Here is an 18,891-nt window from a genome sequence, read left to right on the forward strand (position 1 = left end):
CCCCTCACATACTTCCTTCTCGGCGTTGCCCGGTGACGAGCTTATGCGGCCCACGGCGCGATGCACTCACCAGCGTCGGTACTTCCCCCGGCGCAGTCGGTGAGCATCCCACCGGACCGCGCCCTCCGCACACCCGTCGCGCTTTCACTCGTCTCAGCCTGCGCGACGGGTGTGCGGAGGGCGCGGTCCGGTGGGATGCTCACCGACTGCGCCGGGGGAAGTACCGACGCTGGTGAGTGCATCGCGCCGTGGGCCGCATAAGCTCGTCACCGGGCAACGCCGAGAAGGAAGTATGTGAGGGGACGTGCACATCGTCATCATGGGCTGCGGGCGAGTGGGAGCCGCTCTCGCGCAGACCTTGGAGCAGCAGGGGCACACGGTCGCCGTCATCGACCAGGACCCCACGGCCTTCCGCCGGCTCGGTTCCGGGTTCAGCGGGCGCCGGGTCACCGGCGTCGGCTTCGACCAGGACACCCTGCGTGAAGCGGGGATCGAGGAGGCCGGCGCGTTCGCGGCGGTCTCCAGCGGCGACAACTCCAACATCATCGCGGCCCGGGTGGCCCGTGAGATGTTCGGGATCGAGAACGTCGCGGCCCGTATCTACGACCCGCGCCGCGCCGAGGTGTACCAGCGGCTCGGCATCCCGACGGTCGCCACGGTCCGCTGGACCGCCGACCAGATGCTGCGGCGGCTGCTGCCGTCCGGCGCGGAACCGCTGTGGAGCGACCCGAGCGGCGCTCTGCAGCTGGCGGAGGTGCACATCTCCGCGGCCTGGATCGGCCACAAGGTCAGCAAGCTGCAGGAGGAGACGGGCGTACGTGTCGCCTTCCTCACCCGGCTGGGCGAAGCGGTGCTGCCGAGCTCCCAGACGGTCCTGCAGGAAGGCGACCTCGTCCACGTGATGATGCGGACGGACGAGATCGAAAAGGTGGAGGCGGCCTTCGCCCAGGGTCCCGAGGAGGGCGATCACTGATGCGCGTCGCGATTGCCGGGGCCGGCGCGGTGGGTCGTTCCATCGCGGGCGAGCTGTTGGAGAACGGCCACGAGGTGCTCCTCGTGGACAAGGCGCCCACCGCCATCTCGGTGGAGCGGGTGCCGCAGGCGGAGTGGCTGCTCGCCGACGCCTGCGAGATCACCTCGCTGGACGAGGCGGCGCTCCAGCGCTGCAACGTGGTCATCGCGGCCACCGGCGACGACAAGGTGAACCTGGTCGTCTCGCTGCTCGCGAAGACCGAGTACGGCGTGCCGCGCGTGGTGGCCCGGGTCAACAACCCGAAGAACGAGTGGCTGTTCAACGAGTCGTGGGGCGTGGACGTCGCCGTCTCGACCCCGCGTCTGATGTCGGCGCTGGTCGAGGAGGCGGTGAGCGTCGGCGACCTCGTACGGCTGCTGCGCTTCAGCCACGGGGACGCCAACCTCGTCGAGCTGACGCTGCCGCCGGAGTCGGCGCTCGCGGGCACCCAGGTCGGGGACGTGGCCTGGCCGCAGGACACCTCGCTGGTCACGATCATCCGCGGTACGCGGGTGCTCACCCCGCAGCCCGAGGAGACCCTGGAGGCCGGTGACGAGCTGCTGTTCGTGGCTGCGCAGGCGCGCGAGGAGCAGTTGGAGGACCTGCTGTCGGTCCGGCGGGAGGACGCGGCGGGCTGACGCCCGCTCACCTCACCGGCACCGCTCACATCACAGGGTCACATCACAGGGAAGGGGCGGGGAGTACGTGACGTACTCCCCGCCCCTTCCCTGTGGCGTGTCACCGGCGAGGGCCGGAAAGGCCCCACTCCCTACTGCTACTGCGCCGCCTCGGCGGCCTTCGCCGCCTTCGCCGCCTTGGCCGCTTCCTCCTCGGCCTCCATCTCCGCGAACACGTCGATGGGCGGCGGGGCCTTGGCCAGGAAGATCCAGGTCAGCCAGACCGCGAGCAGGAACGGCGGGATCTTCAGGGCGATCAGCACCCAGCCGAGCTGGGAGGTGTTGGCCCACCAGTAGAGCGGGAAGAGGATCGCGCACTTGGCGAGCAGGATCAGGCCCCAGGCCCAACTCGCCTTGGCGTACGCCTTCTTGCGGCCGGGGTTCCTGGTGCGCCAGGACAGGTTCTCCTTGAAGACCGGGCCCAGCATGAGGCCGATCAGCGGGACCCCGAAGACCGTCGTCACCAGGTACGCCAGCGCCAGGCCCAGCGTGTAGAGCATGCCCGGCAGATAGAAGTCCTTGGCGTTGCCCGTCGTCATCGCGAAGACCACGCCGAAGGCCACACCGAAGACGCCGCTGAAGGCGTGCTTGACGGTGTCCTTGCGGACCAGCCGGACCACGACGAGCAGCAGCGACACCGCCACGGCGGCGATCGCCGAGCTGTGCAGGTCCTTGTTGACCGTGAAGATCGTGACGAAGAGGAGGCCGGGCAGGCAGGTCTCCACCATGCCCCGGATCCCGCCGAACGCCTCGAAGAGGGCGGCCTCGGTGACGGCTTTGGCGTCGGCGGCGCTGCGTGCGTGCTGAGCGGCGGTCGTGGTGGTCGGCTTGTCGACTGACGTCACCGGCTACTCCTGTCCGAGCGGTCGGAGTTCGTATTTGGGGTTGAACAGCACCCGCCGGCCGTGGCTCATCGAGATCCGGCCCGAGGCGATCAGCTTGCGGCCCGGCTCTATGCCCACGATCGAGCGCCGTCCCAGCCACACCACGTCCAGCGGGGCGGTCCCGTCGAAGAGCTCGGCCTCCAGCGCCGGGACGCCCGCCCTCGGGCGCAGGGTGACCGTCCGCAAGGTACCAGTCACCTTGACTATCTGGCGGTCGTCGCAGTCGGAGATGCGGGTGCACCCCGTGGCCTGCGTGTCCTCCTGCAGTTCCGCGGAGTGCAGTTCCTCCTGCGAGGTGGACAGCCGGTCGAGCATCCGGCGGAAGCGCCCCGCGGGCTTCTCGGTTCGAAGGTCAGCACTCATACAGAAAGCGTACCGGCCCCTACCGACACGGGAGGTGTCCGCGCCCGCTCCCCGCCCCGGGGGTTCCGCGCCCGTCACCGCACGGGCACGGCCGCTCACGGCTCGAAGCGGTAGCCCATGCCCGGCTCGGTGATGAAGTGGCGCGGGTGCGAGGGGTCGAGCTCCAGTTTGCGGCGCAGTTGGGCCATGTAGACACGCAGGTAGTTCGTCTCCGTTCCGTAGGAGGGGCCCCAGACCTCCTGGAGGAGCTGCTTCTGGCCGACCAGTCGGCCGGTGTTGCGCACCAGCACCTCCAGGAGATGCCATTCGGTGGGCGTGAGGCGTACGTCCCGGCCCTCCCGGTTGACCTTCTTGGCGGCCAGGTCGACCGTGAAGCCCTCGGTCTCGACCGTCACCACGTCGTCCGCGCCGTCGCCGCCGACCGGTTCGGCGCGGCGGACGGCCGCCCGCAGCCGGGCGAGCAGCTCGTCCATGCCGAACGGCTTGGTGACGTAGTCGTCGGCGCCCGCGTCCAGCGCCTCCACCTTCTCGTCGGAGGTGTGGCGGGCCGAGAGGACCAGGATCGGCACCCGGGTCCAGCCGCGCAGCCCCCTGATCACCTCGACGCCGTCCATGTCGGGCAGGCCGAGGTCCAGGACGACCACGTCGGGGTGGCGGGCCGCCGCGAGGTGGAGCGCGGTCGCCCCGTCGGGGGCGGCGTCCACCTCGTACTTCCGCGCCTTGAGGTTGATCACGAGGGCGCGGACGATCTGCGGCTCGTCGTCCACCACGAGCACCCGGGTCATACGGGTCCTGCTTTCTGTCGAGGGGCCGTACGTCATGAGGCGGCCCGGGCGGAGAGGCCGGCGGCGGCCGGGGCGCGGCCGGGGACCGCCCTGAGGGTGAGGACCATGGTCATGCCGCCGCCGGGGGTGTCCTCGGCGGTGAGGGTGCCGTCCATGGACTCGGCGAAGCCCCGGGCCACCGCGAGCCCGAGTCCCACTCCGGCGCCGCGCGGGGCGTCACCGTAGCGCTGGAAGGGCTCGAAGATGCGTTCCTTGCTGTCGTCGGGGACGCCGGGGCCGCGGTCGGCCACCCGGACCTCCACCCGGTCGCCCAGCGCGCTCGCGGACACCAGGACGGGCACGCCCGCGGGGCTGTACTTGACGGCGTTCTCCACGAGGTTGGCGACGGCCCGCTCCAGGAGTCCGGCGTCGACGGCGACCATCGGCAGGCTCTCCGGCACGTCCAGTTCGACGCTGTCCTCGGGGACGCCGCCGAGCGCCATGGGGACGACCTCGTCGAGGTCGATCTCGCGAATGATCGGGGTGACGGTGCCGGTGTTGAGGCGGGACATGTCGAGCAGGTTGCCGACGAGGTGGTCGAGCCGGTCGGCGCCCTCCTCGATGCCGGCCAGGAGCTCGGCCTCGTCGTCCTCGGACCAGTCGACGTCGTCGGAGCGCAGCGAGGTGACGGCGGCCTTGATGGAGGCCAGCGGGGTGCGCAGGTCGTGGCTGACGGCGGCGAGCAGCGCGGTGCGGATGCGGTTGCCCTCGGCGAGCTTGCGGGACTCCTCGGCCTCGTCGACCAGGCGCCGGCGGTCGAGGACGACGGCGGCCTGCGCGGCGAAGGCGCCGAGCACCCGGCGGTCCTCGGCGGGCAGCACCCGTCCGCTCAGGGCCAGCGCCATGTGGTCGCCGACCGGCATGTCGACGTCGGCGTCCTCGGGGCGGGCGACGGGGTGCGGGCCGACGCTTCCGGCGCGGGTCCACGGATCGAGGTCGCCCGCCCGCTCCAGCAGGGCGACGGACTCCATGGCGAAGGTCTCGCGGACCCGTTCCAGGAGCGCGTCGAGCGCGGTCTCGCCGCGCAGCACGCTGCCGGCGAGGAAGGAGAGGATCTCGGACTCGGCGCGCAGCCGGGCCGCCTGGTGGGTGCGGCGGGCCGCGAGGTCGACGACGGAGGCCACCGAGACGGCCACCAGGAAGAAGATCGCGATGGCGAGGAAGTTCTTGGGGTCCGCGATGGTGATCCGGTGCAGCGGCGGGGTGAAGTAGTAGTTCAGCAGGAACGAGCCGAAGGCCGCCGAGGCGAGCGCCGGGAGGAGTCCGCCGAGCAGGGCCGCGGCGACGGTGAGCGTCAGGAAGAGCAGCATGTCGTTGGCGAGCCCGAGGTCCGCGTCGACGTTGGTCAGCAGCAGGGCGAGCAGCGCGGGTCCGGCCAGACCCGTGAGCCACCCCGCGATGCTGCGGGCCCGTCCCAGCCGGGCGCCGCGCGCCACGGGCAGCCCGCGCCCCTTGGCGGCCTCCTCGTGGGTGACGATGTGGACGTCGAGGTCGGGTCCCGACTCGCGGGCCACGGTCGCGCCGACGCCGGGGCCGAAGACGTACTGCCAGGTCTTGCGGCGGCTGGAGCCGAGGACGATCTGGGTGGCGTTGACGCCCTGGGCGAACTCCATCAGGGAGGCGGGGATGTCGTCGCCGATGACATGGTGAAACGTTCCGCCGAGGTCTTCGACCAGGGTGCGCTGGACGGCCAGTTCGTTGGGCGAGGCCGAGGTCAGGCCGTCGCTGCGCGCCACGTACACCGCGAGGATCTCGCTGCCGGAGCCCCGGGCGGCCATCCGGGCCGCGCGCCGGATCAGGGTGCTGCCCTCGGGCCCGCCGGTCAGACCGACGACGATCCGCTCCCGGGCCTGCCAGGTGGAGCGGATGCCGTGCTCGCCCCGGTACCGCAGGAGGTACTCGTCGACCCGGTCCGCGACCCACAGCAGCGCGAGTTCGCGAAGCGCGGCCAGGTTGCCGGGGCGGAAGTGGTGGGACAGGGCCGCGTCGACCTTGTCGGAGGTGTAGATGTTGCCGTGCGCCATCCGGCGGCGCAGCGCCTGCGGCTCCATGTCGACCAGCTCGATCTGGTCCGCCCGCCGCACCACCTCGTCGGGCACCGTCTCGCGCTGGCGCACGCCGGTTATCGAGGCGACGACGTCGCCCAGCGACTCCAGGTGCTGGATGTTGACGGTGGATACCACGTCGATGCCCGCCCGGAGCAGCTCCTCGACGTCCTGCCAGCGCTTGGCGTTGCGCGCGCCGGGAACGTTGGTGTGGGCGAGCTCGTCCACCAGGGCGACGGCGGGCCGGCGCGCCAGGACCGCGTCGACGTCCATCTCGGTGAAGGCCGCGCCCCGGTACTCGATCTCGCGGCGCCGGACCTGCTCCAGACCGTGCAGCACGGCCTCGGTGCGGGGGCGGCCGTGGTGCTCCACGACCGCCACCACGCAGTCGGTGCCGCGCTCCACGCGCCGGTGGCCCTCGCAGAGCATGGCGTACGTCTTGCCGACCCCCGGTGCCGAACCGAGGTAGATCCGTAGCCTGCCGCGTGCCATGGCCCCATCGTCCTTCGAAGAACTGCTGCGTGCGCGGTGCCGACCTTACGGGCACCGATTCCGGCAAACCGGACGGGGGGTCCGGCTGAGCTGCCGTATTGACGCGATTCTGATGGGGTCGGGCCGGACGGTCAGCCGTGGTCGGTGATCCGGCCGTCGCTCAGCTCCAGGACGCGGTCGGCCAGTCCGAGCAGCTGGGTGTCGTGGGTGGCGACGAGGGCGGTGACGCCTTCGCTGCGTACGACCGCCCGCAGCAGCTCCATCACGGAGAGCCCGGTCTCGGCGTCGAGCTGGCCGGTGGGCTCGTCGGCGATCAAAAGGGCGGGCCGGTTGGCGAGCGCCCGGGCGATGGCGACGCGCTGCTGCTGGCCGCCGGAGAGCTCACCGGGCCGCTGCTGGGCGTGGTCGGCGAGCCCGACCAGGGCGAGCAGCAGCTCCACGCGCGCGTCGCGCTCGGCGGGGTCGGCCTTGCGCAGCCGCAGCGGGACGCCGACGTTCTCGGCGGCCGACAGGATCGGGATCAGCCCGAAGGACTGGAAGATGAAGCCGATCCGGTCCCGGCGCAGCGCGAGGAGCCCCTCCTCGCCCAGGTCGGCCAGGTCGGTGGAGTCGACGGTGATCGTGCCGCCGTCGGGCCGGTCCAGTCCGCCGACCAGGTTGAGCAGGGTCGTCTTGCCCGATCCGGAGCGCCCCTTGAGGGCGACGAGCTCGCCGCGCGGCACCTCGAAGGACACCCCGCGCAGCGCGTGGACGGCGGCGGCGCCCTCGCCGTACGAGCGGCGCAGGTCCGCCACGCGGACCATCGGCCCGCTGCCCGGCTGCTCGGCCAGGGCCGTGCCGCGCCCGCTGGTGCTCTCGCTCATGCCCGCTCCCCCGTACGTCTGTTCCCCGGCCGCGCCAGTATGTGCAGCAGGCACTCTCCCGGGCAATGCGCACGGGCCGGAAAACGCCGACGGGCCGCGCCCCGGGAAGGGGACGCGGCCCGTCGAAGGACCGGTGGGGTCAGCGCACCTCGGTGATCTCCGGGCCGCGCTGGAGCTGGCCCATGCCGCCGGAGAAGCGCGAGCCCTCCTGCTCCTCCTGCTGGACGCCGTCGGGCATCATCTGCGCGTCGTCGGGGAGCTTCAGGACGATCGGGTCGCGCGGGGCCATCGGGCCCTCGCCGCGCACCACGACCGTGTCCTGGAAGATCTGCTCAAGGAGCCCGGCGGCCTGCGGCTGCACCGCGCCCTGGCCGGAGATGACACCGCGCAGGAACCAGCGCGGGCCGTCCACGCCCACGAAGCGGACGAGCTGCACCCCGTTCGTACCGTCCGGGAGCTGGACCGGCACCTGGGCACGCAGCTCCCAGCCCAGCGGACCCTCGACCTCGTCGATGATGCCGCCCTGCTGGGTGATGCCGGAGGCGATCTCCTCGCGGACCTCGCCCCAGATGCCCTCGTTCTTGGGGGCCGCGAAGGCCTGCAGCTGTACGGCGCTGTCGCGCAGCACGACGGTCGCCGCGACGATCGCGTCGCCCGCGACCTCGACCCGCAGCTCCATGCCCTCGACCCCGGGGACGAACAGGCCGCCCAGGTCGACCCGGCCCTCGCCGGGCTCGGAGACCTCGGAGATGTCCCAGGGACCGTCCGGCCGGGGCGCCGGCGGCAGGTTCACCCTGCGCGGCTCGTCCCCGTCACCGGCGTAGTCGGCATCGGCGTAGTCGCCGTCTTCAGCATCGATGCCGTCGACGACCTGCTCGGCCTCGCCCGCCGTGTCGTCGGCGGAGCCGCTCTTCTTGCGACGTCCGAACACGTCACTGTCCTTCCCGGTCGGATACGACCGAAGCGTATCGATTCCCACCCGTTGCACCGTCCACGGCGGCATGACCGCCTGTGGAACCGAAGCCCCCCTCGGCCCGCGCCGAACCGGGAAGCTCCGCCACCTCGTGGAAGCGGACCTTCTCGACCTGCTGGACGACAAGTTGGGCAATCCGGTCGAATCGCTCGAACCGCACGGTCTCGCGCGGGTCGAGATTGACCACGATCACCTTGATCTCCCCACGGTACCCGGCATCCACCGTCCCCGGGGCATTCACCAGGGCGACACCGCAGCGTGCGGCCAGGCCCGACCGGGGGTGCACGAAGGCCGCGTACCCGTCGGGCAGGGCGATACTCACCCCGGTGGGCAGCACGGCCCGCTCCCCGGGGGCGAGTTCGGCGGCCTCCGTGGTGACGAGGTCGGCCCCCGCGTCGCCGGGGTGCCCGTACGCCGGAATCGGCACCTGCGGGTCTACTCGGCGGATGAGGACGTCTACGGGGTTACGGCTCACGGGTTCACCTCGAAGGCGCGGGCGCGCCTGACCTGGTCGGGGTCGGACATGACGGCCTGGATCTCCTGCGGGCGGCCGTTCTCGATGAAGTGGTCGACCTTCACCTCGACGAAGAGGGCCTCGGCCCGCACCGCCACCGGCCCGTCGGGGCCGCCTATCCGCCCGGTCGCCCTGGAGTAGATCTTCCGGCCGTCGACGGCGGTGACCTCGGCCGCCAGGAACAGCACGGTGTCCACCGGCACGGGCCGTACGAAGTCGGTCTCCAGCCGGCCGGTCACCGCGATGGTCTGGAGCAGCCAGTTCAGCGAGCCGAGCGTCTCGTCCAGCGCCGTGGCGAGCACCCCGCCGTGGGCGAGACCGGGCGCGCCCTGGTGGGCGGCGCGCACGGTGAACTCGGCGGTCACCGTCACGCCCTCACCGGCCCGCGCCTGAAGGTGCAGTCCGTGGGGCTGTCCGCCGCCGCAGCCGAAGCAGTGCTCGTAGTGCGCGCCGAGCAGTTCGCCCGGGGCGGGCGCGTCGGGGTGCCGGACCGGCGGTTTCGCGTCGGCCGGGGGCGTCAGGGACGCAGATCTAGCAGTCACAGCCGCTGACCTTACCCGCGGTCCGGGGCGCCGGTCGCGCCGTGCCAAGCTTGCTGTCATGCAGCCGAACGCCCCTCAGTACACCGAACGCCTCACCGCTCCCCGCTCGTGGTGGCTGATCGCCGCTCTGGTCGGGGTGGCCTGCGCGCTCATGCTGCTCCCGCTGGGCGGGCTGCCGCTCCTGGCGGGCCTCATTGGCGGGACGGCGGTCGCGGCGGTGCTGGTGAGTTCCTACGGCTCGGTACGGATCCGGGTGGTGGCGGGCACGCTGGTGGCGGGCGACGCCCGTATCCCGGTGACCGCGCTCGGTGAGCCCGAGGTGCTGGACGCGGAGGAGGCCCGCGCCTGGCGGCTGCACAAGGCCGACCCGCGCGCCTTCATGCTGCTGCGCAGCTACATTCCGACGGCGGTACGGGTGGAGATCACCGACCCCGAGGACCCGACCCCGTACGCCTACCTCTCCACGAGGAACCCCGAAGCCCTGAAGGCGGCACTGGACGGGGTGCGGGCGGGCCTCTGAGCCCTTGGAAGGCCGGCTGGGCCGCGGCCGACGTGGTGCGCGCCCTCAGCGGCGCTGGAGCCGGGCGGCAGGCCCTGCCGGTTCGCGGCCGAAGGACCGGCCGGGGCGGGGCGGCGTCAGTGCCCGAGCTCCTTGGGCAGCTCCCCCGGCCGCAGCGGATCGGCGGGCTGCTCCAGGGGCGGGAGCGAAGGCAGCGCGTCCCACGGCACCTGGTGCTTGCGCAGGTCCGCCCGGACATGCGCGGCCACCTTCTTCGTGTCGCGCCGGTTCATCACCGCGCCCACCGCCGCCCCGACCATGAACGGCGTCAGGTTCGGCAGGTTGCGGACCATGCGCTTCATGATCTGCTGGCGCAGCTCACGCTTCATCTGTCCGCCGAGCGCCATGTTGAGGGTCGACGGCTTGGTCATTTGCACGCCGCGCTCCTCGGTCCAGGACGTCAGATACGCCATGGAGCGCTCTTTCAGATTGCCGGGCGGACGCAGCCCGTAGACCTCGTGGAGCTCGGCGATGAGTTTGAGTTCGATGGCGGCGACGCCGGTGACCTCGGCGGCCAGCTCGGCCGGCATGGCCGGCGGGACGGGGAGCATCGCGGCGGCGCCTACGCCCGCGCCCACCGTCGAGGTGGCGTTCGCGGCTCCCGCGATCAGTTTGTCCGCGATCTCCTCCGGGCCGAGGCCCGGGAAGTGCCGGCGCAGGGTGGCCAGGTCGCGGACCGGAACGCGCGGGGCGATGTCGATGACGCGGTCGGCGAGGTGGCCGATTGCGGCCCAGGCGCTCGCGCCGCTTCTGCGGACCCCCTTCTTGAGGGCCGGTACGCCCTTGGTGGCGGCGGCTCTGCGCAGGGCGCCCAGGCGTCGGGCCCCGGCCGCGGGCCCCGCCTGGCCGTCCAGTGCTGCTTCGAGCGRGGCCGGTCGGCCCCGCTCGTCCTCATGTCCACGTGCGGCAGAGCTCACCGCGGGGAGAGCGGAGGGCTCGGTGGGCGCCTGCGCGCCCCCTGCCGGGCCTGTGCCGCCCTGTGACGCCTCGGGTGAACCCGGGGCACCCTTTCGCCGGAACGGTCGCTTCCGGGGCGGTTCGGCGCCTGCCACGACCTGCCCGATCAGTCGCAGTCGCGGCAGATCGGCTGGCCGTTCTTCTCCCTGGCCAGCTGGCTGCGGTGGTGCACGAGGAAACAGCTCATGCAGGTGAACTCGTCGGCCTGCTTGGGCAGGACCCGAACGGCGAGTTCCTCATTGGAGAGGTCCGCGCCGGGCAGTTCCATGCCCTCCGCGGCCTCGAAATCGTCCACGTCGACGGCCGAGGCGGACTTGTCGTTCCGCCGGGCCTTCAGTTCTTCAAGACTGTCGGAATCGACGTCGTCATCGGTCTTGCGTGGGGTGTCGTAGTCCGTTGCCATGTCGCTCTCCCCCTCTGGGTGGTTGCGGTGTCTCCAGCGCACGTAACGCGTGAGAGGCCGGACTTGTGCCCGACCCGAGGCGGAGATTTTGCCTCACATCAAGGTCTGTTACTCAATCGACACCCAGCCGCACTCCTCAAGAGTGATCGTCCTGGATGGCGATCGGGACCGTACACGGTCCGAATGTCGCACTTCACGGGCGTCACCCCGTGTACTTCCCGTGATCTCACCCCCCGGAAACCCGGACTTTTCCCGGTTTTACGGGGGAAGCCTTGATCACGGAGAGTAGATGGCCGGAAAATTGTCCCTGTGATTGATCACACACGGATATCTTCGGAACAGGTCCCGAAAATTCCGCTCAAAGCGAACTTCTCGATCGGGTCGAAAAGCGTCTCAGGCAGGCAGGGTGACACGCATCACGAGCCCGCCTCCCTCACGGGGCTCCGCGATGATACGGCCTCCGTGGGCCCGCGCGACCGACCGGGCGATGGACAGGCCGAGTCCGACGCCCTTGTCGCTCCCGGTCCGCTCGGTGCGCAGCCGCCGGAACGGCTCGAAGAGGTTGTCGATCTCGTACGCGGGAACCACCGGCCCCGTGTTCGAGACCACCAGTACCGCCTGGCCGTCCTTGAGCTCGGTGGTGACCGAGACCCAGCCGTCGTCGGGCACGTTGTAGCGCACGGCGTTCTGCACCAGGTTCAGGGCGATCCGCTCCAGGAGCACACCGTTGCCCTGGACCACCGCGGGCGCCCGCTCGCCGCGGATCTCCACGCCCTTGGCCTGGGCCTCGCCGCGGGCCTGGTCGAGGGCGCGGGTGGCGACCTCGGCCAGGTCGACCGGTTTGCGGTCGACGATCTCGTTCTCGCTGCGGGCGAGCAGCAGCAGGCCCTCCACCAGCTGCTCGCTGCGCTCGTTGGTGGCCAGCAGCGTCTTGCCGAGCTGGTGGAGCTCCATGGGTGCGCCGGGGTCGGAGAGATGGACCTCCAGGAGCGTGCGGTTGATCGCCAGCGGGGTCCGCAGCTCGTGCGAGGCGTTGGCGACGAACCGCTGCTGGGCGGTGAAGGCCCGCTCCAGGCGGTCCAGCATGTCGTCGAAGGTGTCCGCGAGCTCCTTGAGCTCGTCGTCCGGGCCGTCCAGCTCGATCCGCCGGGTCAGGTCGGTCCCGGCCACCCGGCGGGCGGTACGGGTGATCCGGCCCAGCGGCGACAGGACGCGGCCCGCCATCGCGTATCCGAAGGCGAAGGCGATGACGCTGAGGCCGACCAGCGCCATCAGGGAGCGGGTCAGCAGGTCGTCCAGCGCGTGCTGGCGCTGCTGGGTCATACACGCGCTGATGGCCTCGTTGAACTCCGTGATGTTGCCCGGTGTGGTCGGGAGCTGGCAGCTGCCGCTCGTCACCGTGACGTTCTGCCCGCCGACGATCTTGAACGGCTGGTTCCCGCCGGTGTGCAGCGCCGAGGCCGCCAGCAGGTAGATGATCGACAGCAGCAGGATGCCCGCGATCATGAACATGCCGCCGTAGAGCAGCGTCAGCCTTATCCGGATGGTCGGGCGCACCCAGGGGAAGGGCGGCTCGGCGCCCCGGGGGTCCCAGGTGGGCTTCGGTGGCGCCGTGGGTGGCGCGGGCGTCGTGGCCATCGCCGTCAGATCCGGTATCCCGAGCCCGGCACGGTGACGATGACGGGCGGCTCACCGAGCTTGCGGCGCAGGGTCATGACCGTCACGCGCACCACGTTGGTGAACGGGTCCGTGTTCTCGTCCCACGCCTTCTCCAGGAGCTGCTCGGCCGAGACCACCGCGCCCTCGCTGCGCATCAGCACCTCCAGGACCGCGAACTCCTTGGGGGCCAGCTGGATCTCCTTGCCGTCGCGGAAGACCTCGCGCCGGTTGGGGTCGAGCTTGATGCCGGCGCGCTCCAGGATGGGCGGCAGCGGCACGGTCGTACGCCTGCCCAGCGCCCGCACCCGGGCGGTCAGCTCGCTGAAGGCGAACGGCTTGGGGAGATAGTCGTCGGCGCCGATCTCCAGGCCCTCCACCCGGTCGCTGACGTCGCCGGAGGCGGTCAGCATCAGGACCCGGGTGGGCATGCCCAGCTCGACGATCTTGCGGCAGACGTCGTCGCCGTGCACCAGGGGGAGGTCCCGGTCGAGCACGACCACGTCGTAGTCGTTGACCCCGATGCGCTCCAGGGCCGCGGCGCCGTCGTACACGACGTCGACGGCCATGGCCTCCCGGCGCAGTCCGGTGGCCACGGCATCGGCGAGCAGCTGCTCGTCCTCGACGACGAGTACGCGCACGGCGCATTTCCTTCCCTAGTGGGCCCTCGTGGGGCCTGCTGATGTCCCGTGGGCGCCCAGGGCACGCGCGGGCGTTCCTGAGCCCGTACCGGCCGTCCTGGGGGCACGGGAGCGGTGACTGTGTGCGTCCATCCTGCCCCTTACGGCCATAAACCGGCGGTAAGACGGTGCTGGCCCCCGGGCGCCGCCCGACCTGCGGCTTCCCGGGCCGTCCGGGAATTCCCGGGATTGCCGGGCGAGTTGAGGTTTCTCGCGGACCGGGCCGGGGGAGGACGACTGCACACCCGCGATCACGCCCTGTATGGGGTATGCCACTGCCTGCTGCTCGTGATCGTGATCCACCGTCGGCACACCCCCGTGCCACCCGCCACCGACCCACGACGAGGGGGCGCACCATGGACGCATTCACCGCAGGACTTCTGCAGCGCATCAGGGCCACGGAGACGGACCTCACGCGGGCCCGCGAGACCGGCGACGACTTCCTCGCGGAGGTCGAGCAGGCCGAGCTCGACGATCTCCACCGCCTCGCCGCCGAGCACGGCGTCGAGGTGGCCGCCGCAGCACACTGACGCGACGTGGCGAGGGCCCCCGGCACAGCAGGACGGTGCCGGGGGTCCCCGCTTGTCCGGACCGGACCAGACCGGCCAGACCGGCCACAACCCGGGCCCGGCTCAGTCGTGCCAGGCGCCGTACTCCTCCAGGAGGGTCTGGAGGGGACCGAAGAGCTCCGGGGTCGCCGCGATCGTCAGCTCCCGCGAGGGCGGGTCGCCCGCGCGCCCGCCGGTCACGGCGCCCGCCTCGCGGGCGATGAGGTCACCCGCCGCCAGGTCCCAGGGGTTGAGGCCGCGTTCGTAGTACGCGTCCAGGCGCCCGGCGGCCACGTCGCACAGGTCGATCGCCGCCGAGCCGCCGCGCCGGATGTCCCGGAACCGCGGGATCAGCCGCTCCACGACGGCCGCCTGGTGGACCCGGACCGACTGGACGTAGGCGAAGCCGGTGCCGAGCAGGGACTGCTCCGGCGGGGCGGCCGGGCGGCAGCGCAGCCGCCGCTCCCCGCAGAACGCGCCGCCGCCGAGGACCGCGTGGTACGTCTCGCCGCGCATCGGGGCCTCGACGACGCCCGCGACCCGCACCCCCTCGCGCTCGGCGGCGATGGAGACGGCCCAGGTGGGGAGCCCGTAGAGGTAGTTGACGGTGCCGTCCAGCGGGTCGATGACCCAGCGGATCCCGCTGGTGCCCTCGCTGGAGGCGCCCTCCTCGCCGAGGAAGCCGTCGGCGGGGCGGCGCTCGGAGAGGAAGCCGGTGATCAGCTTCTCGGCGGCGATGTCCATCTCGGTGACGACGTCGATGGAGCTCGTCTTGGTGGCGGCCACGCCCAGGTCGTCCGGGCGCCCGTCACGCAGCAGCGCTCCGGCCCGGCGGGCGGCCTCCAGGGCCAGGGCGAGCAGCTCCCGGTTCTCGTCGTGCTCGGTCCGCCTGGTGTCGGGCTCGGTCATGGTGGCTCCTTACGCGTACGGGCTGTCGGCGCCGGCCGCGGCGGGCCGGGGGGCGCGGGCCGGGCAGCAGCCGACCGGGCAGAGGTCGTGCGAGGGGCCGAGGGCGCCCAGGGCGCAGCGCTCGGGGCGCTCGCCGCGCTCGGCGGCGGCCCGCTCCAGGACGAGGTCGCGGACGGCGGCGGCGAACCGGGGGTCCGCGCCGACGGTGGCCGAGCGCACGACCGGCAGTCCGAGCTCGGCGGCCTTGGCCGTGGCCTCCGTGTCCAGGTCGTACAGGACCTCCATGTGGTCCGAGACGAAGCCGATGGGCACCATCACGGCCGCGGGCGCGCCCTTGCCGTGCAGCGCCTCCAGGTGGTCGCAGATGTCCGGCTCCAGCCAGGGGGTGTGCGGGGCGCCGGAGCGGGACTGGTAGACCAGCTCCCAGGGCCGCTCGACCCCGGTCTCCTCGCGCACCGCGTCGGCGATCAGCCGGGCCACGTCCAGGTGCTCGCGCACATAGGCGCCGCCCTCCCCGTGCTCCTCGGCCGGGCCGGAGGTGTCGGCGGAGGCGCTCGGGATCGAGTGGGTGGTGAACGCGAGGTGGGCGCCGGCGCGGACCCTCTCGGGCAGCCGCTCCAGCGCGGCGAGGACGCCGTCGGCCATGGGCCGCACGAAGCCGGGGTGGTTGAAGTAGTGCCGCAGCTTGTCCACGCGCGGCGGCTCGATGCCCTCGGCGGCGAGCGCCGCCAGCGCGTCCGCCAGGTTCTCCCGGTACTGGCGGCAGCCCGAGTACGACGCGTAGGCGCTGGTGGTGAGCACGGCGATCCGGCGGTGGCCCGCCAGGGCCATCTCGCGCAGGGTGTCCGTCAGATAGGGCGCCCAGTTCCGGTTGCCCCAGTACACCGGGAGGTCCAGGCTGCCCTGCGCGAAGTCCTCGCGCAGGGCGTCCAGCAGGGCGCGGTTCTGGTCGTTGATGGGGCTGACCCCGCCGAACAGGAAGTAGTGCTGCCCCACCTCCTTGAGCCGCTCCCTGGGGATGCCCCGGCCGCGCGTCACGTTCTCCAGGAACGGGACCACGTCGTCCGGGCCCTCGGGGCCGCCGAAGGAGAGCAGCAGCAGGGCGTCGTACGGAGCCGCTTCGCCGGCCGCTCCAGGAGCTTGATCGCGCAGATCGGACATGGCACCGATCCTGCCATCCGCCACTGACAAGCGCGGAACCGGCCGGAACGGGAGCGGGCCCGGCACGGTGCGCCGGAACCGGGTGGGAAAACCGTGTGCGCCGGGGCACCGGACACCGTAAGTTCAACACCGTAAGCTTTAGGTATTAAGTACACGCTTCAGCCGTACGGCTGAGCAGGCAGCCGGAGCACCCATGCCCAGTCCCTACCGCGCGATCTTCACCGCGCCCGGCACCAAGCGGTTCTCCGCGGCCGGGCTGCTCGGCCGGATGCCGCTGTCCATGATGGGCATCGGCATCGTCACGATGGTCTCGCAGCTCACCGGCCGCTACGGCCTGGCCGGGGCGCTCTCGGCGACCCTCGCCATGTCGGCCGCCGTACTCGGCCCGTACATCTCGCGCCTGGTCGACCGGCACGGCCAGCGGCGCGTGCTGCGGCCCGCGACGCTCGCCGCGGTGGCCGCCGTGGCCGGGCTGCTCGTCTGCGCCCAGCAGGGCGCCCCCGACTGGGCGCTGTTCGTCTTCGCGGCGGGCGCGGGCTGTGTGCCGAGCGTCGGCTCCATGGTCCGCGCCCGCTGGGCCGAGCTCTACCGGGGCGACGGGCAGAGCCTGCACGCCGCGTACTCGTGGGAGTCGATCGTCGACGAGCTCTGCTTCATCGTCGGGCCGATCCTCTCCATCGGGCTCTCCACCGCCTGGTTCGCGGAGGCGGGACCGCTGATCGCGGCCGGCTTCCTGGTTGTCGGCGTCTTCTGGCTGACCGCGCAGCGGGCCACCGAGCCCGTGCCGCACCCGCGCGAGCACCACACCGGCGGCGCCGCCCTGCGCTCCCCCGGGCTCCAGGTCCTGGTCGCCACCTTCGTCGCCACCGGCGCGGTCTTCGGCGCGGTCGACGTGGTCACCGTGGCCTTCGCCGACGAGCGCGGCCACAAGGCGGCGGCCAGTCTGGTGCTCGCCGTCTACGCGCTGGGCTCCTGTCTCGCGGGGGCGGTCTTCGGGCTGCTGCGCCTCAAGGGCGCTCCTGCCACGAGGTGGCTGGTGGGAGTGTGCGCGATGGCGGTGAGTATGATCCCGCTCCAACTGGCCGGGAGCCTGCCGTTCCTGGCCGTGGCGCTCTTTGTCGCGGGCCTGTCCATCGCGCCGACGATGGTGACGACCATGGCCCTCGTCGAACAGCATGTACCGCGCAGCAAGCTCACCGAGGGCATGACCTGGACGAGTACCGGGCTGGCGGTCGGTGTGGCGCTCGGGTCGTCGGCCGCCGGCTGGGTGGTGGACGCGGCGGGCGCGCGCTCGGGGTATCTGGTGCCCGTCGTCTCGGGAGCGCTCGCGGCCACGGTGGCGTTCCTGGGGTACCGCCGGCTGCGCAGGCCGGCGCCGCAACGGGAGGGGCTCGGAGCAGATGAGCGGAGCGACCAGCAGCACGTGGCGTAACTGGGCGGGCAACGTCACGGCCCGGCCGGTGCGGGAGGCCTCCCCCGCCTCGGCGGCCGAACTGGCCGAGGTGGTGCGCCGGGCCGCCGAGGACGGCCTGAAGGTGAAGGCGGTCGGCACCGGCCACTCCTTCACCACGGCCGCCGCCACCGACGGCGTGCTCATACGCCCGGACCTGCTCACCGGGATACGGGAGATCGACCGTACGGCCATGACGGTGACCGTCGAGGCGGGCACGCCCCTGAAGCGGCTGAACGCCGTCCTCGCGCGCGAGGGCCTCTCGCTCACCAACATGGGCGACATCATGGAGCAGACGGTGGCCGGGGCCACCTCCACCGGCACCCACGGCACCGGCCGCGACTCGGCCTCGATCGCCGCGCAGATCACCGGGCTCGAACTGATCACGGCCGACGGCTCGACGCTGACGTGCTCGGCGAAGGAGAATCCGGAGGTCTTCGCGGCGGCCCGGATCGGCCTCGGGGCGCTCGGTGTCGTCTCGGCGGTCACCTTCGCCGTGGAGCCCGAGTTCCTGCTCACCGCGCGCGAGGAGCCGATGACCTTCGACAAGGTCACCTCGGAGTTCGACGCGCTGCACGCCGAGAACGAGCACTTCGAGTTCTACTGGTTCCCCCACACGGGCAACTGCAACACCAAGCGCAACAACCGCAGCGCGGGCCCCGCCGCCCCGCCCGGCAGGGTGAGCGGCTGGATCGAGGACGAGTTCATGTCGAACGGCCTCTTCCAGGTCGTCTGTTCACTGGGCCGGGCCGTCCCCGCGACGATCCCCGCCATCGCGAAGGTTTCCAGCCGAGCTCTCTCCGCCCGTACGTACACCGACATTCCGTACAAGGTCTTCACAAGTCCCCGCCGTGTGCGGTTCGTCGAGATGGAGTACGCGCTGCCGCGCGAGGCCGTCGTGGCGGCGCTGCGCGAAGTGCGGGCCCTGGTCGACCGGTCGAACCTGCGGGTGAGCTTCCCGGTGGAGGTGCGCACCGCTCCGGCCGACGACATCGCGCTCTCCACGGCCTCGGGGCGCGACACCGCGTACATCGCCGTACACATGTACAAGGGCACGCCGTACCAGGCGTACTTCACCGCCGTGGAGCGGATCATGACGGCGCACGCCGGGCGCCCGCACTGGGGCAAGGTGCACAGCCGTGACGCCGAGTACTTCGCCGGGGTCTATCCGCGCTTCGGCGAGTTCACCGCCCTGCGCGACCGGCTCGACCCCGACCGGCTCTTCGGCAACGCCTATCTGCGCCGCGTCCTCGGCGACTGACGGGCGCTCGGGACCGACGTCCTAAGGAGACGGGACCGCGTCCGGGCCCGCTCCCGGTCCGGTGCCGGGGCCGGCGGGGTCCGGCGGCGGGGACTTCGCGTCCGCGGACGCCGAGGGC

Annotated in this window: 20 protein-coding genes; 6 read left to right on the forward strand and 14 right to left on the reverse strand. The window is 72.0% G+C overall.

Annotated elements, in window-relative coordinates:
- Positions 1 to 304 precede the first annotated feature (304 nt).
- Positions 305 to 973, forward strand: coding sequence for a potassium channel family protein (locus ACJA3G_RS09785; protein ID WP_406552511.1), 669 nt, complete (start codon positions 305 to 307; stop codon positions 971 to 973).
- Entirely contained in the window at positions 973 to 1,650 is a 678-nt protein-coding gene (locus tag ACJA3G_RS09790; protein WP_406552512.1) for a potassium channel family protein, read from the forward strand. The genes ACJA3G_RS09785 and ACJA3G_RS09790 overlap by 1 nt, the downstream gene beginning before the upstream one ends.
- Positions 1,651 to 1,787: 137 nt before the next feature.
- On the opposite strand, the gene ACJA3G_RS09795 is transcribed toward ACJA3G_RS09790, so the two are convergent.
- The 8 genes from ACJA3G_RS09795 to ACJA3G_RS09830 all read right to left on the reverse strand — a co-directional run bounded on the left by ACJA3G_RS09795 (position 1,788) and on the right by ACJA3G_RS09830 (position 9,189).
- Positions 1,788 to 2,534, reverse strand: coding sequence for a DUF3159 domain-containing protein (locus ACJA3G_RS09795; RefSeq protein ID WP_406552513.1), 747 nt, complete (start codon positions 2,532 to 2,534; stop codon positions 1,788 to 1,790).
- A gap of 3 nt (positions 2,535 to 2,537) precedes the next feature.
- On the reverse strand, positions 2,538 to 2,936 hold the full coding sequence (locus ACJA3G_RS09800; protein ID WP_079126363.1) for an OB-fold nucleic acid binding domain-containing protein: 399 nt from the start codon (positions 2,934 to 2,936) through the stop codon (positions 2,538 to 2,540).
- Positions 2,937 to 3,031: 95 nt separating this feature from the next.
- Positions 3,032 to 3,721, reverse strand: coding sequence for a response regulator (locus tag ACJA3G_RS09805; RefSeq protein WP_406552514.1), 690 nt, complete (start codon positions 3,719 to 3,721; stop codon positions 3,032 to 3,034).
- 32 nt (positions 3,722 to 3,753) lie between these two features.
- Positions 3,754 to 6,297, reverse strand: coding sequence for an ATP-binding protein (locus tag ACJA3G_RS09810; protein ID WP_406552515.1), 2,544 nt, complete (start codon positions 6,295 to 6,297; stop codon positions 3,754 to 3,756).
- A 131-nt stretch (positions 6,298 to 6,428) separates the two neighbouring features.
- On the reverse strand, positions 6,429 to 7,160 hold the full coding sequence (locus ACJA3G_RS09815; RefSeq protein WP_406552516.1) for an ABC transporter ATP-binding protein: 732 nt from the start codon (positions 7,158 to 7,160) through the stop codon (positions 6,429 to 6,431).
- Positions 7,161 to 7,299: 139 nt separating this feature from the next.
- On the reverse strand, positions 7,300 to 8,091 hold the full coding sequence (locus ACJA3G_RS09820) for a DUF3710 domain-containing protein (protein WP_406552517.1): 792 nt from the start codon (positions 8,089 to 8,091) through the stop codon (positions 7,300 to 7,302).
- Position 8,092: 1 nt separating this feature from the next.
- Positions 8,093 to 8,608, reverse strand: a complete 516-nt coding sequence (gene dut / locus ACJA3G_RS09825) for a dUTP diphosphatase (RefSeq protein WP_406552518.1) — start codon at positions 8,606 to 8,608, stop codon at positions 8,093 to 8,095.
- Positions 8,605 to 9,189, reverse strand: coding sequence for a PaaI family thioesterase (locus ACJA3G_RS09830; protein WP_406552519.1), 585 nt, complete (start codon positions 9,187 to 9,189; stop codon positions 8,605 to 8,607). Before ACJA3G_RS09830 ends, dut begins: the two co-directional genes overlap by 4 nt.
- A 58-nt stretch (positions 9,190 to 9,247) precedes the next feature.
- Between ACJA3G_RS09830 and ACJA3G_RS09835 the strand changes: the two genes are divergently transcribed.
- Positions 9,248 to 9,709, forward strand: coding sequence for a DUF3093 domain-containing protein (locus tag ACJA3G_RS09835; protein ID WP_406552520.1), 462 nt, complete (start codon positions 9,248 to 9,250; stop codon positions 9,707 to 9,709).
- A 116-nt stretch (positions 9,710 to 9,825) separates the two neighbouring features.
- Here ACJA3G_RS09835 and ACJA3G_RS09840 read toward each other — a convergent pair whose 3' ends face one another.
- The 4 genes from ACJA3G_RS09840 to ACJA3G_RS09855 all read right to left on the reverse strand — a co-directional run bounded on the left by ACJA3G_RS09840 (position 9,826) and on the right by ACJA3G_RS09855 (position 13,405).
- Positions 9,826 to 10,800, reverse strand: coding sequence for a hypothetical protein (locus tag ACJA3G_RS09840; RefSeq protein ID WP_406552521.1), 975 nt, complete (start codon positions 10,798 to 10,800; stop codon positions 9,826 to 9,828).
- A gap of 11 nt (positions 10,801 to 10,811) precedes the next feature.
- Positions 10,812 to 11,108, reverse strand: coding sequence for a DUF4193 domain-containing protein (locus ACJA3G_RS09845; protein ID WP_067165176.1), 297 nt, complete (start codon positions 11,106 to 11,108; stop codon positions 10,812 to 10,814).
- A 393-nt stretch (positions 11,109 to 11,501) separates the two neighbouring features.
- Positions 11,502 to 12,746: a sensor histidine kinase gene (locus ACJA3G_RS09850; protein ID WP_406552522.1), complete on the reverse strand. Its 1,245-nt coding sequence runs from the start codon at positions 12,744 to 12,746 to the stop codon at positions 11,502 to 11,504.
- Between the two features lie 5 nt (positions 12,747 to 12,751).
- The gene (locus ACJA3G_RS09855; RefSeq protein WP_067165171.1) at positions 12,752 to 13,405 is read right to left on the reverse strand and encodes a response regulator transcription factor; all 654 of its coding nucleotides are present in this window, start codon (positions 13,403 to 13,405) and stop codon (positions 12,752 to 12,754) included.
- A gap of 395 nt (positions 13,406 to 13,800) precedes the next feature.
- Between ACJA3G_RS09855 and ACJA3G_RS09860 the strand changes: the two genes are divergently transcribed.
- The gene (locus ACJA3G_RS09860) at positions 13,801 to 13,974 is read left to right on the forward strand and encodes a hypothetical protein (RefSeq protein ID WP_406552523.1); all 174 of its coding nucleotides are present in this window, start codon (positions 13,801 to 13,803) and stop codon (positions 13,972 to 13,974) included.
- Between the two features lie 102 nt (positions 13,975 to 14,076).
- On the opposite strand, the gene ACJA3G_RS09865 is transcribed toward ACJA3G_RS09860, so the two are convergent.
- Positions 14,077 to 14,901, reverse strand: a complete 825-nt coding sequence (locus tag ACJA3G_RS09865; protein WP_406552524.1) for an inositol monophosphatase family protein — start codon at positions 14,899 to 14,901, stop codon at positions 14,077 to 14,079.
- 9 nt (positions 14,902 to 14,910) lie between these two features.
- A complete protein-coding gene (locus ACJA3G_RS09870) occupies positions 14,911 to 16,062 on the reverse strand; it encodes a ferrochelatase (protein WP_406552525.1) in 1,152 nt (383 codons plus the stop codon).
- Positions 16,063 to 16,255: 193 nt separating this feature from the next.
- On the opposite strand from ACJA3G_RS09870, the gene ACJA3G_RS09875 reads away from it, so the two are divergent.
- Together ACJA3G_RS09875 and ACJA3G_RS09880 are read left to right on the forward strand one after the other, a co-directional pair.
- Positions 16,256 to 17,494, forward strand: a complete 1,239-nt coding sequence (locus tag ACJA3G_RS09875; RefSeq protein WP_406552526.1) for an MFS transporter — start codon at positions 16,256 to 16,258, stop codon at positions 17,492 to 17,494.
- Positions 17,463 to 18,773 (forward strand): D-arabinono-1,4-lactone oxidase, encoded by a 1,311-nt coding sequence (locus tag ACJA3G_RS09880; protein WP_406552527.1) that lies wholly within the window; start codon positions 17,463 to 17,465, stop codon positions 18,771 to 18,773. The genes ACJA3G_RS09875 and ACJA3G_RS09880 overlap by 32 nt, the downstream gene beginning before the upstream one ends.
- The last annotated feature ends 118 nt before the right edge of the window (positions 18,774 to 18,891 follow it).

It is taken from the genome of Streptomyces sp. YS-3 (assembly GCF_045257485.1).
Taxonomy (GTDB): domain Bacteria; phylum Actinomycetota; class Actinomycetes; order Streptomycetales; family Streptomycetaceae; genus Streptomyces.

Coding starts and splice junctions, on each gene's coding strand:
- ACJA3G_RS09790 (WP_406552512.1), top strand. CDS start 973: ATGCGCGTCGCGATTGCCGGGGCCGGCGCGGTGGGTCGTTCCATCGCG.
- ACJA3G_RS09800 (WP_079126363.1), bottom strand. CDS start 2,936: ATGAGTGCTGACCTTCGAACCGAGAAGCCCGCGGGGCGCTTCCGCCGG.
- ACJA3G_RS09805 (WP_406552514.1), bottom strand. CDS start 3,721: ATGACCCGGGTGCTCGTGGTGGACGACGAGCCGCAGATCGTCCGCGCC.
- ACJA3G_RS09810 (WP_406552515.1), bottom strand. CDS start 6,297: ATGGCACGCGGCAGGCTACGGATCTACCTCGGTTCGGCACCGGGGGTC.
- ACJA3G_RS09815 (WP_406552516.1), bottom strand. CDS start 7,160: ATGAGCGAGAGCACCAGCGGGCGCGGCACGGCCCTGGCCGAGCAGCCG.
- ACJA3G_RS09835 (WP_406552520.1), top strand. CDS start 9,248: ATGCAGCCGAACGCCCCTCAGTACACCGAACGCCTCACCGCTCCCCGC.
- ACJA3G_RS09845 (WP_067165176.1), bottom strand. CDS start 11,108: ATGGCAACGGACTACGACACCCCACGCAAGACCGATGACGACGTCGAT.
- ACJA3G_RS09850 (WP_406552522.1), bottom strand. CDS start 12,746: ATGGCCACGACGCCCGCGCCACCCACGGCGCCACCGAAGCCCACCTGG.
- ACJA3G_RS09860 (WP_406552523.1), top strand. CDS start 13,801: ATGGACGCATTCACCGCAGGACTTCTGCAGCGCATCAGGGCCACGGAG.
- ACJA3G_RS09865 (WP_406552524.1), bottom strand. CDS start 14,901: ATGACCGAGCCCGACACCAGGCGGACCGAGCACGACGAGAACCGGGAG.
- ACJA3G_RS09870 (WP_406552525.1), bottom strand. CDS start 16,062: ATGTCCGATCTGCGCGATCAAGCTCCTGGAGCGGCCGGCGAAGCGGCT.
- ACJA3G_RS09875 (WP_406552526.1), top strand. CDS start 16,256: ATGCCCAGTCCCTACCGCGCGATCTTCACCGCGCCCGGCACCAAGCGG.
- ACJA3G_RS09880 (WP_406552527.1), top strand. CDS start 17,463: ATGAGCGGAGCGACCAGCAGCACGTGGCGTAACTGGGCGGGCAACGTC.